This window comes from Marinobacter sp. Hex_13 (assembly GCF_001566815.1).
GTDB classification, from domain to species: Bacteria; Pseudomonadota; Gammaproteobacteria; order Pseudomonadales; family Oleiphilaceae; genus Marinobacter; species Marinobacter salarius.
This window is the reverse complement of the sequence record NZ_LSMM01000084.1, coordinates 15,052-32,498: the sequence shown is the minus strand read 5'-3', so window position 1 is coordinate 32,498 and position 17,447 is coordinate 15,052. Positions and strand designations below refer to the sequence as shown.

Annotated in this window: 15 protein-coding genes; 8 read left to right on the top strand and 7 right to left on the bottom strand. The window is 57.7% G+C overall.

From position 1 onward, the window contains the following. Positions 1 to 26 precede the first annotated feature (26 nt). Complete coding sequence (locus AXW11_RS19345; protein ID WP_091642008.1) at positions 27 to 2,165, bottom strand: adenosylcobalamin-dependent ribonucleoside-diphosphate reductase; 2,139 nt, start codon at positions 2,163 to 2,165, stop codon at positions 27 to 29. Positions 2,166 to 2,751: 586 nt separating this feature from the next. On the opposite strand from AXW11_RS19345, the gene AXW11_RS19340 reads away from it, so the two are divergent. After that, positions 2,752 to 3,561 carry a DUF6160 family protein gene (locus tag AXW11_RS19340; protein WP_041333163.1) on the top strand — a complete coding sequence of 270 codons (810 nt, stop codon included), beginning with the start codon at positions 2,752 to 2,754 and terminating at the stop codon, positions 3,559 to 3,561. A 61-nt stretch (positions 3,562 to 3,622) separates the two neighbouring features. Here AXW11_RS19340 and AXW11_RS19335 read toward each other — a convergent pair whose 3' ends face one another. The 3 genes from AXW11_RS19335 to AXW11_RS19325 form a co-directional block, all read right to left on the bottom strand. Then, the gene (locus AXW11_RS19335; protein ID WP_007152408.1) at positions 3,623 to 4,417 is read right to left on the bottom strand and encodes an ABC transporter ATP-binding protein; all 795 of its coding nucleotides are present in this window, start codon (positions 4,415 to 4,417) and stop codon (positions 3,623 to 3,625) included. A 9-nt stretch (positions 4,418 to 4,426) separates the two neighbouring features. Then, positions 4,427 to 5,329 (bottom strand): ABC transporter permease, encoded by a 903-nt coding sequence (locus AXW11_RS19330; RefSeq protein WP_091642011.1) that lies wholly within the window; start codon positions 5,327 to 5,329, stop codon positions 4,427 to 4,429. A gap of 61 nt (positions 5,330 to 5,390) precedes the next feature. After that, entirely contained in the window at positions 5,391 to 6,377 is a 987-nt protein-coding gene (locus tag AXW11_RS19325; RefSeq protein WP_091642014.1) for an ABC transporter substrate-binding protein, read from the bottom strand. A gap of 300 nt (positions 6,378 to 6,677) precedes the next feature. Between AXW11_RS19325 and AXW11_RS19320 the strand changes: the two genes are divergently transcribed. Next, a complete protein-coding gene (locus tag AXW11_RS19320; protein ID WP_036208260.1) occupies positions 6,678 to 8,345 on the top strand; it encodes an AMP-binding protein in 1,668 nt (555 codons plus the stop codon). Positions 8,346 to 8,417: 72 nt separating this feature from the next. Further along, entirely contained in the window at positions 8,418 to 8,903 is a 486-nt protein-coding gene (locus AXW11_RS19315; protein ID WP_036208256.1) for a thioesterase domain-containing protein, read from the top strand. A 36-nt stretch (positions 8,904 to 8,939) separates the two neighbouring features. On the opposite strand, the gene AXW11_RS19310 is transcribed toward AXW11_RS19315, so the two are convergent. Both AXW11_RS19310 and AXW11_RS19305 read right to left on the bottom strand, forming a co-directional pair. After that, positions 8,940 to 10,622, bottom strand: a complete 1,683-nt coding sequence (locus AXW11_RS19310) for an ABC transporter permease (protein ID WP_091642017.1) — start codon at positions 10,620 to 10,622, stop codon at positions 8,940 to 8,942. Between the two features lie 88 nt (positions 10,623 to 10,710). Further along, the gene (locus AXW11_RS19305) at positions 10,711 to 11,724 is read right to left on the bottom strand and encodes a Fe(3+) ABC transporter substrate-binding protein (RefSeq protein ID WP_036208249.1); all 1,014 of its coding nucleotides are present in this window, start codon (positions 11,722 to 11,724) and stop codon (positions 10,711 to 10,713) included. Positions 11,725 to 11,920: 196 nt separating this feature from the next. Here AXW11_RS19305 and AXW11_RS19300 point away from each other — a divergent pair, with 196 nt between their 5' ends. The 3 genes from AXW11_RS19300 (at position 11,921) to AXW11_RS19290 (ending at position 14,297) form a co-directional block, all read left to right on the top strand. Then, positions 11,921 to 12,193 carry a PilZ domain-containing protein gene (locus AXW11_RS19300; protein WP_036208246.1) on the top strand — a complete coding sequence of 91 codons (273 nt, stop codon included), beginning with the start codon at positions 11,921 to 11,923 and terminating at the stop codon, positions 12,191 to 12,193. A 15-nt stretch (positions 12,194 to 12,208) separates the two neighbouring features. Beyond that, entirely contained in the window at positions 12,209 to 12,808 is a 600-nt protein-coding gene (locus AXW11_RS19295) for a hypothetical protein (protein WP_036208231.1), read from the top strand. A 181-nt stretch (positions 12,809 to 12,989) separates the two neighbouring features. Next, entirely contained in the window at positions 12,990 to 14,297 is a 1,308-nt protein-coding gene (locus AXW11_RS19290) for an HD-GYP domain-containing protein (RefSeq protein WP_036208228.1), read from the top strand. Positions 14,298 to 14,319: 22 nt separating this feature from the next. Here AXW11_RS19290 and AXW11_RS19285 read toward each other — a convergent pair whose 3' ends face one another. After that, positions 14,320 to 15,327, bottom strand: coding sequence for an organic solvent ABC transporter permease (locus AXW11_RS19285; protein ID WP_081899287.1), 1,008 nt, complete (start codon positions 15,325 to 15,327; stop codon positions 14,320 to 14,322). A 386-nt stretch (positions 15,328 to 15,713) separates the two neighbouring features. Between AXW11_RS19285 and AXW11_RS19280 the strand changes: the two genes are divergently transcribed. Beyond that, a complete protein-coding gene (locus tag AXW11_RS19280; RefSeq protein WP_036208221.1) occupies positions 15,714 to 16,661 on the top strand; it encodes an ABC transporter ATP-binding protein in 948 nt (315 codons plus the stop codon). Next, positions 16,658 to 17,431, top strand: coding sequence for an ABC transporter permease (locus tag AXW11_RS19275; protein ID WP_036208218.1), 774 nt, complete (start codon positions 16,658 to 16,660; stop codon positions 17,429 to 17,431). The genes AXW11_RS19280 and AXW11_RS19275 overlap by 4 nt, the downstream gene beginning before the upstream one ends. Positions 17,432 to 17,447 lie beyond the last annotated feature (16 nt).

The following is a 17,447-nucleotide window of genomic DNA, read 5'->3' as shown; positions in this document are numbered from 1 at the left end:
TCGTTGTCCTGTGTCGGTTCCCGGGATCAGTATTTGCCGTAGGTGCCTTCTTTAAGCGCATCAAACAGGTTGGCGGCGTTATGGAGCTCGCCGTCGTACTCCACCTGTTCGTTGCCCTTGAGGGTCACCTTGCTGCCGTCGTCCAGGGTGAATTCGTACAGTGTGTTTTCCAGGTCTTTCTCCTGAACCAGCACGCCCTGGAAGGCTTCCGGGTTAAAGCGGAAGGTGGTGCAACCCTTCAGGCCTTTGTCGTAGGCGTACATGTAGATGTCTTTGAAGTCCGGATACGCGAAGTCCTGGGGCACGTTGGCGGTCTTGGAGATGGACGAGTCCACCCACAGTTGGGCCGCGGCCTGGATGTCCACGTGCTGCGCCGGCGTCACGTCTTCAGACGTGGTGAAGTATTGGGGCAGGCGCTTGTCTTCTTCTTCGGAGAAGGGCATTGCACCGGGGTTAACCAGGTGGCGATAGGCCAGCAGCTCGAAGGAGAATACGTCGACTTTTTCCTTGGTCTTGCGCCCTTCGCGGATGATGTTGCGCGCGTAGTGGTGCGAGAAGCTCGGCTCGATGCCGTTACTGGCGTTGTTGGCCAATGACAGGCTGATGGTGCCGGTGGGCGCGATGGAGGTGTGGTGCGTGAAGCGGCCACCTTTCTCGGCCAGTTGCTCGATCAGCTCCGGCTCTACGCCGGCGATCTGCTGCATGTACTTGCTGTACTTGGCGTGCAGCACCTTGCCTTTGAGCTTGTCGCCCAGCTTGTAGCCGTCCTGGGACAGCTGCGGGCACTTGGTCAGCATCTTTGGAGTAACTTCAAACTCGTCATCCATGATCGGCGCCGGGCCTTTCTCTTCGGCCAGGGCCAGGGACTGGCGCCAGCCTTCCACGGCCATTTCACGTACGACTTCTTCGGTAAACTGCACGGATTCGGACGAGCCGTAAGGCATACGCAGCATGGCGAGGGTGGAGCCCAGGCCGAGGATGCCCATGCCGTGGCGGCGCTTGTAGGTGATTTCGTGGCGCTGCTCTTCCAGCGGCAGACCATTGATTTCCACTACGTTGTCCAGCATGCGGGTGAAGATGCCAACGACTTTACGGTACTTCTCATAGTTGAAGCTGGCCTTGTCGGTGAACGGGTAGTCCACGAACATGGTCAGGTTCACAGAGCCCAGCAGACAGCTGCCGTACGGGGGCAGGGGCTGTTCGCCACAGGGGTTGGTGGCGCGGATGTCTTCGCAGAACCAGTTGTTGTTCATCTGGTTGACCTTGTCGATCAGGATGAACCCTGGCTCGGCGTAGTCGTAGGTGCTGGTCATGATGGTGTCCCAGATGAACTGGGCTTTCAGGGTGCGGTAGATGCGGCACGCAACCTTGCCTTCGCCATTGACCACGTAACCCTTCTGGATCGGGAAGTCGCGGTACACGAACTGGGTTTCGTCGGACAGGTCCAGGCCTTCGTCTTCCACTTCTTTTTCAGTGACGGGGAACGACAGGTGCCAGTCGTCGCCGTTGCGCACGGCTTCGATGAAGTCTTCGGTGATCAGCAGCGACAGGTTGAACTGGCGCAGGCGGCCGTCTTCACGCTTGGCCTGGATGAAGTCGATGACGTCCGGGTGGTGTACGTCGAAGGTGGCCATCTGCGCGCCACGGCGGCCACCGGCGGAAGACACGGTGAAGCACATGCGGTCGAAGATATCCATGAACGACAGCGGGCCGGAGGTGGTGGCACCCGCACCGGCAACGTAGGCGCCGCGGGGGCGCAGGGTGGAGAATTCATAACCAATACCACAACCGGCTTTGAGGGTGAGGCCGGCTTCGTGGTTTTTTTCCAGGATGTCGTTCATGGAGTCCTGAACGGAGCCAGACACGGTGCAGTTGATGGTGGACGTGGCTGGTTTGTGGGCTTCCGCACCGGCGTTGGAGGTAATGCGGCCAGCGGGGATGGCACCGTGGCGCAGGGCCCAGACGAATTCTTTCTTGTGCTTGGCACGGTTGGCTTTGTTTTCCACTTCGGCAAGGGCAGTGGCAACACGCTCGTAGGTTGCTTCGATGTCCTTATCGACGGGTTCGCCGGTCTTGGTTTTGAGTTGGTACTTGCTGTTCCAGATGTCCAGCGAAGCTTCCTGCATTGGAATTGTTGTTATCACTGCCTGTGCTTTAGCGTTCATTGCCACCCTCGGATGTCCGGTATGTCTTTTGATGGCCGTTGCAAACCGCAGCCGGCCATACCCCATGTGTCGTTAAGATGTCTCAGCCTGGAAGGCCGTTATGCTTCAGATCCGGTGAAACACTAGATCTGGTGTTTTTCTAACCTGCTGTCCGCCCTGGAAAGGGCGTAACAGCGGGTTTTCAGGAAAGATGGTCACCCGCGTGGTTTACTGGCGCGCCGTTTGTGGTGAGCGGGCCGAGCAAACCCTATATATGGGTGAATATGAGATGAGTATAACAGGATATAGTGGTCTGTGAATAAGAAGACAACTATAGATTGCGGCTCATAGCGAAAGAAAATCAATGGATGAATGCTTGAATATCCTGAAATGCCCGCAGAAACGCCGCGTTGAGGCATTTTACTGGAAACCACTAGATGTTGTGGTCAAAAACTGCGCAGCGAAAAATCTGAAAAAAGGTTCATAAAGTCAGTTAAATGTGACCGATGCACGTACCCGTTTTGTACCTGTCGCTAAAGTAGTGATGTGGAGTCGTAAGAGGTAGTGGCCCACAGGAAGTGAAAACTACTATAAAAGGAACATAATAATGAAAGGCCTGAAACGAACACTGCTTGCGCTGGGCGTCGCAGGGTTGCCTGCTGCCGCAATGGCAGACATTGTGATGCTGGAGGACAGCGCAATGGGAAACATTACCGGCCAGGCCGGTGTGTCCATTGAGCTGGAAACCAAGATCAATATGGACCGCTTTATCTATACCGATGAAGGGTCGCTGACGATCAGCGATATCAGCATCGGCGGTGCGGAACGGACAGACTTCTTTGGTTTCAATGGCCTGGGTGGGCCAGATTCCAATGATCTGCTGGACAACATCCGTATCGATATTGATGTGCTCGCCGACGGCGATGCGGCCATCAATATCCGCCCGCAATTCTTCAATGCTATTGATTTCCGTGTGACCTCCGGTGCGTGGGAATTGTGGGGGCAGGGCGGCCAGAACACGGCGCTGATGGACAACCTGTTCATTGAAGGTGTGTTGGGGCGTGGCTCTATTCACATTGATACAGACACCGACGTCATGCGGCTACGTTCTGCGTTTGCCATTGAGGTGATGGATTTCGATGTGCCGTTTGCGGCCGTGGGCATTCGTGGCCTTTCATTGACCGGTGCGGACTACGATCAGACCTTCCCGAGCGTGTTGGACCTGTTCGCGGAAGTGGACCTGTACATCTACAACGGCCAGCGTGCAGACGGTGGTTCCTCCCTGGCGATCGATATGCCCAGCTTTGCGGCGGACATCGGAATGCAGGAGGTGATTGTGGGGCAGGCCTCGATCGGCCAGATCTTTATTGATGACCTGGCGATCACCAATACTCAGATGCGGGTGTACGGTCACTAGTGACCAAACGGTCTACGGGGCATGCAAGGTGCCCCGTAGACGAGTTTGCCGGCGAGCGTGATTAGCCCAACAACAAGCTGTCGTCGTCCACTTCCAGCCCGCGCTGCTTCTCGAACAGTTCCAGCAGGTCTTTCACTTCCAGTCCTTCCCGGTCCTGGCCGGCGATGTCGAACACCACCTGGCCCTGATGCAGCATCACTGTGCGGTCGCCGACTTCCAGCGCCTGTTTCATGCTGTGGGTGACCATCAGCGCGGTGAGCTTCTGTTCTTCGATGATCTGTGTGGTCAGGTCCAGCACGAAGGAGGCGGTTTTCGGGTCCAGCGCGGCGGTGTGTTCGTCCAGCAACAGGATGGCGGAGGGTGTCAGGCTGGCCATCAACAGGCTTACGGCCTGGCGCTGGCCGCCGGAAAGCAGGCCCATCTTGTCGCCCAGCCGGTTTTCCAGGCCCAGGTTGAGGGAGGCCAGGCTGGATTTGAACTGGTCCATATAGCGGGCTTTTACGGCTGCGCTCAGCCCACGGCGCTGGCCACGTTTGATGGCCAGGGCCAGGTTTTCCTCGATGGTCAGGCCTTCACAGGTGCCCGCCAGCGGGTCCTGGAATACACGGGCTACCCGGCCGGCACGCTTGTGGGTGGGCAGCTTTGTTACGTCCTGGTTGTCGACGATGATGTTGCCGCTGTCCACCATGACCTCACCGGCGAGGGCGTTGAGGAAGGTAGACTTGCCGGCGCCGTTGCTGCCAATCACGGTGACGAATTCGCCCTGGTTGACGGTCAGGCTCATGCCTCGGAGGGCCGGGTTTTCCAGCGGCGTGCCCTTGCCGAAGGTGAGGGTCAGGTCGGTTGCTGTAATCATGCTTCCTCCTCAGGCCTTTTTGCGGGTAAGCCGCGCGGCAATGGACGTGCGAACACCGGGCAGCACAATGGCCAGGGTGACCAGCACGGCGGTGATCAGGTTCAGGTCCTGGGCCTGTAGCCCCAGGAAGTCAGCGTTCAGTGCCAGGGCAATGGCCAGGCGGTAGACGATGGCGCCGATCACACAGGCAATCAGGGCTCGGAGAACTGTGGACGGCGTAAGCACGGCTTCACCACCGATCAGTGAGGCCAGGCCAATCACGATCACGCCCACACCCATGGTCACGTCTGCAGCGCCCTGGCTCTGGGCGAACAGGGCACCGGCGAGGCCTACCAAGCCATTAGAGACGGCAACCCCCAGAACAATCATGGCACCGGTGGCGATACCCTGGGCGCGGGCCATTCGCGGATTGGCGCCGGTGGCGCGCATGGCCAGCCCGGTTTCGGATTTCATGAAACGCCACAGCAACAACAGGCTTACCATCACCACGAGGATGAACAACAGTACCGGCACCTGATGGTAGGCAAGGCCAAGCTCGTACCAGGGTGTGAGCACGGTTTCCTCGGTGAGCAGGGCAATGTTGGGCCGGCCCATGATGCGCAGGTTCACGGAATACAGCGCGATCATCGTGAGGATGGACGCCAGCAGGTTGAGAATGTTGAGTTTGACGTTCAGCAATGCGGTTACCGCACCGGCACCCATGCCGGCAATCACGGCGGCGCCGGTGGCCAGCCAGGGGTTAACGCCTTCAATGATAAGGACGGCTGCCACGGCGGCGCCCAGGGGAAAACTGCCGTCCACGGTCAGGTCCGGGAAGTCCAGTACGCGAAACGAAAGGTAGATACCGAAGGCGACCAGCCCGTAGATCAGGCCGGTTTCGATGGCGCCATAAAAGGCAATGTTACTAAGCATGGGATAGGGTCACCGTAAATGAAAACGGGCAGCCCTTGTGAGGCCGCCCGCTAACAGTGGGTTACTTGTCGCTGTTTACGACTTTTTTCGCGTCGCTGATCAGGTCGTCGGACAGGGTAATGCCCATGCGCTCTGCGGCAGCGGGGTTCACGAACAGTTCCAGGGTGTCCACGGATTCCACATTCATGTCACCGGGGTTGGCACCTTCCAGGATGCGGGCCACCATGGCGCCGGTCTGGCGGCCGTGGTCGTAGTAGTCGAAGCCAAGGGCAGCAACGGCGCCACGGCCGACGGTGGCGGTGTCAGCGGCGAAGACCGGAATGCTGGCACGCTCGCCCACGGAGATGACCGCTTCCACGGCGCTGATCACGGTGTTGTCGGTGGTCAGGTAGATGGCGTCTGCTTTGCCCACCAGGGAACGCGCAGCACCGAGCACTTCCGAGGTCTTGGTGGCGGCGGCTTTAACCAGTTCCATGTCACGGGCCTGCAGGCGCTCTTCAAGCAGCTCCACCAGAGCCACTGCGTTGGCTTCGCCGGGGTTGTAGACGGTGCCGATGCGTTTGGCGTCTGGCACCACCCGCTCGAGCAGGTCGAGGTGGCGTTCGATGGGCAGCATGTCGGTCACGCCGGTGATGTTGGCTCCCGGAGCCTTCAGGCTTTTCACCAGCTTGGCGCCGACTGGGTCGGTTACCGCTGAGAAGACGACTGGAGTCTGGCGAGCGGCGGCGGCCATGGTCTGGGCCGACGGCGTGGCGATGGCGACGATCACGTCCGGGCCTTCACCCACGAATTTGCGGGCAATCTGTGACGCGATGGCGGCGTTGCCCTGGGCGCTTTCGTGCATGATACGAACCTGTTCGCCGTCGTTATATCCCTGTGCTTCCAGTTCGTCCCTGATGCCCTGGTAGACAGCATCCAGTGCCGGATGCTCCACAATCTGGGTGATGGCGACTACTCGCTGCTCGTCGCTCTGTGCCATGGCGGGTGCAATGGCAGCCATTGCCAGCAGGGCGGTGCCGATCAGCGTGCGCAGAATCTTGTTGGCCATAAACCGGTCTCCGGGTCTGTTCAGACTGTTTGGCGCGCCGGGAGATCGAACGCGCGTTTAATAATGGGGCGGGAGTTTATCACAGGCTATTGGATTGATGGGTAAGGGAAGGTACCTTTTACAGGGATTTGCGCGGCAGTATGCCAGCTTAAAAGTACATGTGATGCGGAATAGTTTTAGTTCCGTCACGTTTTGATGGTGACGGCTGTGGTGAAATAGGCTACTAAAGTCTAATGCAGTGCAGCCCTTACATAATAAAAACACTGATAACTCAAAAATAACACAACGCAAGGAAGGTCCATGGACACTACTGACAAACTCCCCCTGGATATGGTTTATCACTGGGAACACGCCAAAGCGGATTCCCTGTACCTGACTCAGCCCATTGGCGACGGCAAGGTGGTTGAATACACCTGGAAGCGCGCGGTGGACGAAGCCCGCCGGATGGCCTCGTACCTGAAATCCCTGAACCTGCCGGAGAAGAGCCGAGTCGGGATCATATCCAAGAACTGCGCGCAGTGGATCATGTCGGACTGGGCCATCTGGATGGCCGGCCACATCTCCGTGCCGCTTTACCCGACCCTGAACGCGGATACGGTGAACTACATCCTTAACCACAGCGAATGCGACGTTCTGTTTGTCGGTAAGCTGGACGACTGGGATCAGATGAAGTCCGGCGTGCCGGAGTCCGTGCGTTGTATTTCCTACCCACTGAGCCCGCCCAACGATTTTGAAACCTGGGACGACCTTGTGGGCAAGTACCCGCCACTTGAAGAGAACACCCAGCGGGATGCGGATGAACTGGCCACCATTGTGTACACCTCTGGCAGCACCGGCCGGCCGAAGGGCGTTATGCTGAGCTTCCGTAATATGGCATTTGCGGCTGCCGGTGGCACCCAGGTGCTGGGCGTGGGTGCGGAAGAGCGCATGCTGTCTTACCTGCCGCTGGCGCACGTTTTCGAGCGCACGTTTGTGGAGCTGGGCTCGCTGTACTCCGGTTTTCAGCTGTTCTTTGCCGAGTCGCTGGATACCTTTGTCCAGGATCTGCAGCGGGCACAGCCGACGCTGTTCCTGTCAGTGCCCCGCCTGTGGGTGAAATTCCAGCACGGCGTTTTGCAGAAGCTGCCCAAGGAGAAGCTGGAAAAGCTGCTGAAGGTTCCGCTACTGAACAAGGTGATCAAGAAGAAGGTGCTCAAAGGGCTGGGCCTGAACAAGGTCAAACTGGCTGGCAGTGGCTCCGCACCTCTTTCCAACGATGTGCTGGACTGGTACCGCAACCTGGGGCTGGAACTGCTGGAAGGCTACGGCATGTCCGAGAACTTTGCCTATTCCCACATGAACAAGCCTGGCCGTTCCCGCACCGGCTACGTGGGTGAAGCACTGCCCGGCGTGGAAATGAAGATCAGCGACGAGGGCGAAGTGCTGGTGAAAAGCCCGGCCACGATGATGGGGTACTACAAGGACGAAGAGAAAACCCGCGAAACCTTCTCAGAGGACGGTTTCCTGAAAACCGGCGACAAAGGCGAAATCGACGAGATGGGACGCCTGAAGTTGACCGGCCGCATCAAGGAAATCTTCAAGACCAGCAAGGGTAAGTACATCGCCCCCGCACCGATCGAGAACCGCCTGATGTCTCACGAGGCCATCGAAATGGTGTGTGTCTCCGGGGCCAACCAGACGCAACCCCACGCGCTGGTGATGCTGGGCGAGGAGATTCGTCCGAAGATGGCTGATGAAGCATTCCGCAAGGACATCGAGGCCAGCTTCAAGCAGTTGATTACGGACGTCAACAAGACCGTGGACCCTCACGAGCAACTGGCGTTCATTACCGTGGTCAGCGATGAATGGTCCATCGAGAACAGCTTCCTGACCCCGACACTGAAGCTGAAGCGTAATGTGGTGGAGGATGCGTATCAGGAAAATGTGGACTCCTGGTACGCAAAACGTGAGCCGGTCATCTGGCAGTAGAGAAAACCGACGTAAGTCGCATAGGGAAAGCGCTGAAACGGGCATAAACTGAAGACATATTCAGGAGGGAATATGACTCAGTTAGCCCGGTTTCAGAAACGCATTTATGACATGATTCCGCTCTCGGAAGCATTGGGTGTGGAGCTGGTTTCCTATGACGGCCATGCGTTGTTGGTCAGTGCTCCGCTGGCCCCCAACCACAACCACCAGGGGACTGGCTTCGGGGGGAGTGTCTACTCGGTTGCAGTGATTTCCGCCTGGGGGTTGGTTGAGCTGGTATTGACCGACTTGGGATTGGCCGGAAAGGTGGTGATCCAGGTAGGTGAAATTGAGCACATTGAGCCGGTAGACACGAACTTCTTCGCCCTGTGCCGCCTCCCCGGCGGTGAAGTCCCTGACCGATTCCGAAAAAGCCTGGCCCGCCACGGCAAGGGCAGGCTTTCCCTGATTGCTGAAGTGTATTGCGGCGAACCCACCACGGAACCCGTCAGAGAACCCGTTGCGGTTTTCCAGGGCCGTTTTGTGGTTCAGGGCGCGCAATCCCGTTCGGTGATCTAAGCGGACTTCCCGGCTGCCGCTTGAAGGCGGCGAACGTCAGCTAATGGCCCGGGTGTCGGAAATGGACTTGCTCATGAGGATGATCGGAATGATGCCGGCCAGCACGATAATCAATGCCGGCAGGGCGCTGTGGGCGAGCTTCTCGTCCGAGGCAAACTGGTACACGTAGGTGGCCAGGGTTTCAAAATTAAAGGGCCGCAGGATTAACGTCGCCGGCAGCTCCTTCATACAGTCCACGAACACCACCAACGCCGCTGTAATCAGGGTGCCCCGCAACATCGGCAGGTGAACCTTCAGCAGTGTATTGCCCGGTGTATGGCCCAGGGACCGGGAGGCCATGTCCATACTGGGTGTAATTTTCTGCAGGGCACTTTCCACACTGCCAGCGGAGACCGCCAGGAAGCGAACGGTATAGGCGAACACCAACGCAAAGGCGGTACCACTAAGCAGCAGCCCACTGCTGACCCCGAAGTTGTCCCTCAGGATGCCATCCACCCAGTTGTCAAAACCGGCTAGCGGCACAATCACGCCCACTGCGAGCACGGCCCCGGGCATGGCGTAGCCCAGGCTGGAAAGCCGCATCATCACGCGCATGCCCCGGGTATCGTGCAGGCGGCGGCTGTAGGCGAGGGTGACGCCAATGATCAGCGTGGTCAGCGCGGCGGTTCCCGAGAGAAACAGGCTGTTGAGCGTGTTGCGAACGAAGTCCGGGTTCCAGCTTTCGTCGAAGTACTCCCAGGCATAGTGACCAAGGGTGGCGGCTGGCAGCAGGAAACCGAAGATCACTGGTACGGCGCACACGGCCACGCACACCCACTGGCGCGGGCGTGACAGGGTAAAGCGGCGGATTGGCTCGCGGTTGTCCCGCGCTGCGAATTGTTGCTGTTTGCGCCGGGAATAGCGCTCCAGGGTCACCAGGATAACGACGAAGGCCAGCATGGTGGTGGCAATCTGCGCGGCGCCTCCCAGATTCCCCAGGTTCATCCAGGTGTCGAACAGGCCGGCGGTCAGGGTTTGTACCGCAAAGAAATCCACCGTACCGAAGTCGTTCAGGGTTTCCATCAATACCAGCGACAGGCCAACCGCTACGGCAGGCCGGGCAATCGGCAGCACCACCCGGAAGAAGGTGCTGATGGCGGAATGCCCCAGGCTACGGCTGACCGCAAACAGGGAAGGGGATTGCTCCAGGAACGCGGCCCGTGCCAGCAGGTATACATAGGGATAGAGCACCAGGCCGATCATCAGGGTGGCGCCTTCCAGGCTGCGGATTTCGGGGAACCAGTAGTCGGCGGCGTTGTGCCAGCCAAACCAGTCCCGCATGGCGGTCTGAACCGGCCCGGCGTAATCCAGAAGGCTGGTATAGACATAAGCAATGACATAGGCAGGCACCGCAAAGGGTAGCAGCATGGCCCATTCAAAAAACTTGCGACCGGGAAAGTCGCACATAGTGACCGCCCAGGCGCTGGCGAGGCCGATAACCAGCGTGATGAAAGCCACGCCGGCCATGAGTTGGAGTGTGGTAACCAGATAGCGGGGAAGCGTGGTGTCCAGCAGGTGAGGCCAGATATTCTCTTCCGGAAACAGCGCCAGGATAAGCACCGACAGTACCGGAAGCGCCACGATGGCGGTGGTCACTGCGGCGGTGATCAGCCAGCGTTTCGAGGTCCGTTTTGCCAGCAGGGGGTATCTCGCCCCGGTCTGTTCAATGGCCTCGGACATAGGTTTCCTTTGGGTGAATTGGGAATAGGGTGCGGATTGTACAAAAAAGCCGGGACCTGAGTCCCGGCTTTTTCAATACATGGCTGGTTTAGTTGTCGTAATCGACGCGATCAACCATCTTCACCGCTGCGCTGCGGTTTTCCGCGATTTCCTGGAGAGACAGGTCGTCCGGGTTAATCTCACCCCATTCGGCCACCATGCCGGAGGGCTTTACGTCGGGGTTGGCCGGGTATTCGGTGTTGGCCTCGGCGTAAATCTGCTGTGCCTTGGGCTCTGACAGGAACTCCATCAGGCGGATGGCGTTGTCACGGTTGGGCGCACTTTTGGTCAGGGCGATACCGCTGATGTTGATGTGAGTGCCACGGCCAGCCGCGTTGGGGAATACCAGACGTACGGACTCGGCGGCCTCGCGCTGGTTCTCGTCGTTCAGCATGTTGCCGTAGTAATAACTGTTACCGATGGCAATGTCGCACTCGCCGGCATGGATGGCCTTGATCTGGTCACGGTCACCGCCCTGGGGCTTGCGTGCCAGGTTGTCTTTCAGGCCTTCCAGCCACTCTTCAGTGGCTTCTTCGCCATGGTGGGCGATCATGGAGGAGAACAGGGCAATGTTGTAAGGGTGCTTGCCGCTGCGGGTACAGATGCGGTCATCCCACTTTTCATCCGCCAGTTGCTCGTAGGTCGTGATCTCGCCTTCTTCAACACGTTCCTTTGAGGCATAGATCAGCCGGCCGCGGGTGGTGAGGGCGAACCACTTGCCGTCAGGATGACGAAGGTTCTGCGGGATGTTGCTCTGCAGAGTTTCGTTTTCAATGCCTTCAACGAGGTCGCGCTCAACCAGCTCGTTGATGCGGGAGATATCCACCGTCATCACCAGGTCCGCGGGGCTGTTGCGTCCTTCACGCTCCAGTCGCTCTGCCAGGCCTTTCTTGGCGAAGACGACGTTGGTTTCGATCCCGGTTTCTTCCTGGAATGCATTCAGCAGCGGTTCCAGCAGGTAAGCCTGGCGGTAGGAGTAGATGTTGACCTCGCCGTCAGCGCTGGCCTGCAGGGGCAGCGCGCAGGCTGCTGCGATGGCAGTCGCCGCAAGTTTCATTTTCATGGTAGGTATTCCTTTATGGTTTTGGGTAAGGGGTGATCTTTATACGTGTAGTGAGACGTAATGGTAGTTAACAATGCCAACTATTCTTATTTGTGTTGCGCTGAGTGTCAATACACCGTTGCCAACTTATCTCGGAAATGGTGTTATGCTTCGGAAGACTATAAAAACTATGTAAAAAGTGGTGGGCATACAGACTATGGTTGGGAATGATCGAAGAGTGCACGGTCGCACAGCAATGAGTGCGAAGGTTCGGGTTACCCATGAAGAACTTGGTGAATTCGTGTTCTCAACCAGGGACATTTCCGATGGCGGCGTTTTTATTGTTGTCGACACCGAACCCTTCGCACCGTCGATCGGTGACAGTGTTCAGGTTCAGGTGCAGGGCCTTCCGGTGCCTGCTCCCGTGCTGGATATGGTGGTGGTACGTAAGACCAACGACGGTTTTGGTCTACAGTTTGCGGATCAATAGACGGTGCTCACCTGAATGATATTCAACAGATCTTTCTTCCCTATGCGGCTTATCGTCGCCGTTCTGCCATTTGTCCTGAGTGGGTGCGCATCCTATTACACCCACTACGCGGTGTTTCCCGCTGAGAATTCGGCTGGCGAAGATCGCCAGGTAAAATTGACATGGCAGACTGCCGAATACCCCGGCTGGTGGGTGGCGGATAACCGGTCCACACCCATTACCGTCGAAACCCAATGCAGCGCCCGTGAATGGCGTCTGGTGGATGACAGCCATGAAGACTCCGCCAACCAATCCTGCGGGGAGGGTATCCGGGCCTGCGGTAACGAAGGGCTGGACCGTGTTGCCCGCACGGGCGCGTCGGCAGCTGGCAAGCGCTGCATGACGATAAATGCGGACGATCCGGCGGCACGCGTCACCGATATTGGTTCGTCACTGGATCTGCTGGTGTCCTGTGAGCCGGTCAAGACCGTTCGGGGTAGTGGCGATGATGCCGACAACATCGACTATATCCGGGCTTCAACGGTGCCTTACACTATCTATAGCCGCAAATCCCCCCGTGGATCACTTCACGCCCGGCCGCCGGAACTGGATGATTCGGTTTGTGACGACGAATAGCAGGGCAGCGACCTGTCAGTAATGTGAATGGTGTCACGTTGCTACATTTTGTTTCCTGATGATAGTTTCGGTTACTCCCTGTCGCGTTCCGGTTACTTCACACTACATAAATGTAATGGACTCTTTCTGAGCGGGCGTCACAATAGTGATTATCGATTCGTGCACGTGTTAGAGGTGTCCCGTGGGAGTCCGTCAAAAGAAAATTGCTGTACACGATCTGGAGATTGGCATGTTTGTGTCCGATCTCGATCGCCCGTGGCATCAGACGCCTTTCCCCATCCAGGGCTTTCACATCCGCTCCCAGAACGACGTGCGTTCGCTGGTGACTCACTGCAAGTGGGTGATTATCGATGAGGCCGAGGTTCGCGAGGCCATCGATCAGAGCAAACCCGGAAAACGCATCTTCAGGCGCCCGAGCAAACGCTCAGGGCATGAGCGAGATTCGGTACAGTTGCCGCCTCTCAATATCAAGGAGCCGGTCAAGTACGACTCCGTAACGACCATGCGCAGAGAGCTGAAGGTGTCCAAGAAGCTGATGATCGATGCGGAAGCGTCGCTGAATCGGGTTTTCGAGGCCATTCGTCAGCATGAAACGCCGGACCTTAGAGGGGTGGCTGTCGTCACCCAGAAAATGGTTTCCAGCGTTGTTCGCAATCCCGATGCCATGCTGTGGCTCAGCCGCACCCGTCACCATGACAACTATACGTATCGGCACTCCCTGAATACGGCAGTATGGGCGCTGGTCTGTGGTCGTCAGTTGGGTCTGAATGAAGGCCTTCTCAATCACCTTGGGCTGGGCTGCCTGCTGTCTCAGGTTGGCAAGCTGGACCTTCCAGCCCGCATTCTTGCCAATGAGGGCAAGCTGGATTCCGAGGACTTCTCCGTGTACCGCACTTACGTGGAGCGCGGTGTTGCGAAGCTTGCGGACAGCGGTTTATCCCGTGCGGCTCTCAGTGTTGTGCAGGGCCACCGCGAACGGCATAACGGATCCGGTTTCCCGGAAGGTGTCCGGGGCGACCGGATTCCACTGCTGGCCAAGGTGGCGGGGCTGTCGGAATATTTCGAGACACTGATTGGCCCGCGGACTTCGGCGGAGCCCATGACGCCGGCCCGCGCTGTGACGCTGTTGTATGAAATGCGCAACATTGAATTCCAGGAGGACCTGGTAGAGCAGTTTATCCAGGCCATTGGCATTTACCCCACCGGCAGCCTGGTTGAGCTTAACGATGGTCAGCGCGGTATTGTGGTTTCCCATGCGCCGGAGCGTCGGTTGTGGCCGAAGGTTATGGTGATGACGGACTGCTATCACCGGCCGTTGAAGTCCGCCCGGATCGTGGACCTTGCAAAATACAATGAAGGGCGTGGCGCGCATGACACTCTGACAGTGGCCGAGTGCCTGCCCCATGGCACGGAAGGGTTGAACCCGGAGCACTACGACGTCACTGGTGCGGAGTCCCGCTGGAACCTGTCACGCATTGTCGGCGCCTGATACGGCTCGGGTTATCGAGCAATTATTGAATAAGTACCCTGAGCTGTTTCTTCACCCATCGGTAGGTACCTTCGGGGCGGAAGTTCACCAACAGCTCGGATTCTCCTCCGGATTCACCCGCAACAAAATACTCCACAGACGCTGACTGCCAATCGAAAGAGTGCACCACCACATCCTGATCGCGGGTGCTGATGGCTTCAATGGTATCCAATTGCGGCTGATCGGCTATCTTGCGTACCCGCACGGTTTTGATGGCGGTGTCCGAAGCAGGGAATTCCGCCACATAATCGTCCAGGTAATAACGGTTGGCCAGTTGGGTGCTGATGGTGTCCAGTTCCCGCGTGAGATAACCCTCGGCGTCCTCGACATCCACATCCTCCAGGCTGCGAACGGCGTTGAGGATGCGATCGCGCTTGCTTTGCAGGTCCTCCCGATACTCGACGTCGTCGTCACGGTCCTCTTCTTCGTCCGGGCGAGGGTCTGCGTTGGCGATTTCCTCTTCGGTGGGTGGGTCTTCACAAAGCTCATCGTCGGCTGGGTAGAAGCAGATGCTTTGCAGCAACTGGTTGGCGGGAGACGGCGAGTTGCCACCTTCGGCGAAGTCGTTTTCAGGAACATTGAAGTCGATCGGCGCGTCCAGGTCGGGTAGCGCGGCATTCAGTTGTGTAATAACCCGCTCCCGTATGTCGATGCCCTGGCCATTGGAGAGGTTCAGGCTCCAGTTGAGCGCCAGTAGAAACCGCGTCATGTTGATCAGGGTAACTTCATCCTGGATCAGTTGCTGTTCTGTCAGTCGGTGGTTCTGCAGTCCTTCGTCGGTGGTGCCTGGTATCTCCAGCGCGGTTCGCAGGTCCGGGAAGAATTCCAGAGGGGTGACAATGGACCGCGCGGGAATCCCATCCGCCAGTTGCAGGTTGCCGACGCGAAGGCTGATCCGTTCGCCGGGGTAGTAGTTGAAGCGTCCGTTGGCGTCGGTGGTGCCGTTGCGGCTGGCTGTGGAATAGGTAAGCCCGGAGATACCTGCCGGCATGAGCTGCCCCGTGCGTGAACCGTCATCTCCGCCGCTGCCGTCGCCACCGAAGCACCCGGCCAGTAGGACCGTTAATGCGAGCGGGCAAATCAGAGACGGTAATGCAGATGTGTAGTGAACGGATCTCATGGTGGCGCGTACATTCCCTGGCGTTCGGTCGGTGGTGCAAGACCTTTTGTAAGTTGTTGTAACCGGCATTATAAGGACGGCATTGGTGCCATATCGGGAAACCTGTCGCAGTTTGGGGTTTTAGTCGGCGTAGCGGGATTGCGCCGAACTACTTGAATTTCACTTTCCGGGCCTCCAGTTATAACTTTTGTTTTTTCTATTCCACTATTGGGCGCGGCAGCAGCATTGTCGGCGGCCCCTGCAGCTCTGGATTCACTATGACCAACGCACTTGAAATCGAAGGTCTGGTCAAGACCTATGGCGACGGCTTCCAGGCCCTGAAAGGGATTGACCTGCATGTCGCCGAAGGTGACTTTTTTGCCTTGCTAGGACCCAACGGGGCGGGGAAGTCCACCACCCTTGGCATTGTTTGCTCACTGGTGAATAAAAGCGCGGGCAAGGTTCGGGTATTCGGATCTGACATCGACACCCATCTATCGGACGCCAAACTGAACCTGGGTGTTGTGCCCCAGGAGTTCAACTTTAACCAGTTTGAGAAGGTGTTCGACATTGTGACCACCCAGGCGGGCTATTACGGTATTCCTCTGAAGAAGGCATCGGAGTCCGCAGAAAAGTACCTGCGCCAGCTTGGGCTCTGGGATAAGCGCAATACGCCGGCCATGATGCTGTCGGGGGGCATGAAGCGGCGGCTGATGATTGCCCGGGCGCTGGTGCATGAACCCAAGCTGCTGATCCTGGATGAGCCCACGGCCGGGGTGGATATCGAGTTGCGCCGCTCCATGTGGACGTTCCTGGAAGAGATGAACCGACAGGGCACCACCATCATCCTGACCACCCACTACCTGGAGGAAGCGGAAGCCCTGTGCCGCAATATTGCCATCATCGACCACGGCAAGATCCTGCGTCACACCAGCAAGCGAGCGTTGTTGCAGCAGTTGAGCTCTGAAACCTTCGTGCTGGACACCGCCGAGCCGTTGACGGAAGCACCGGTGCTCGACGGTTTCTTCAGTCACATGGATGACGAGGGCGCCCTGGTGGTGGATGTGGAAAAGGGCCAGAGTCTGAACGGCATGTTCATCCAGCTGGAAGAGCAGGGCGTTCGCGTGGTCAGCATGCGCACCAAAGCCAACCGACTCGAAGAGCTGTTTATCCGCATGGTTGAGGACAACAACCCCCGTAACGCCACCCAGGGAGAAACCGCATGAGAACGGATGCGATGCTGACCGCGTATAAAACCATCGTCACCCGTGAAATCCGTCGCTTCATGCGGATATGGCCACAAACCCTGTTGCCACCGGCGGTCACCATGACGCTGTACTTTATTATTTTCGGCAACCTTATTGGCTCGCGCATCGGGGTGATGGGCGGCTTCGATTATATGGCGTTCATTGTTCCAGGGCTGATCATGATGTCGGTGATCACCAGTTCCTACGCCAACGTGGTGTCGTCGTTTTTCTCCATGAAGTTCCAGCGCAGCATTGAGGAGTTGCTGGTGTCACCTGTGCCCAACTGGGTGATCCTCGCCGGCTATGTAACAGGTGGTATGTCCCGGGGATTGGGCATTGGGTTGATCGTAACGCTGCTGTCACTGGGCTTTACGCAGTTGTCGATCCATCATCTGCCGATGGTGATCCTGACGGTGTTCCTGACATCGGCGCTGTTTTCGTTGGGTGGTTTCATCAACGCCATGCTGGCGACCAAGTTTGATGATATTTCCATTGTGCCGACCTTTGTTCTGACACCACTGACTTACCTGGGCGGGGTGTTCTACTCGATCGACATGCTGCCGGGGTTCTGGCAAGGGGTGTCGATGATCAACCCGATACTCTACATGGTGAATGCCTTCCGCTACGGTATTCTAGGCGTGTCGGATGTTAATCCCTACGTTGCCCTTGGTATGATTCTGCTGTTTATTGCCATTCTGTCTGCCATTTCCCTGCGCATGTTGGCGCGCGGTAAGGGCATACGTCACTGATGAACGTTTCCCAGGA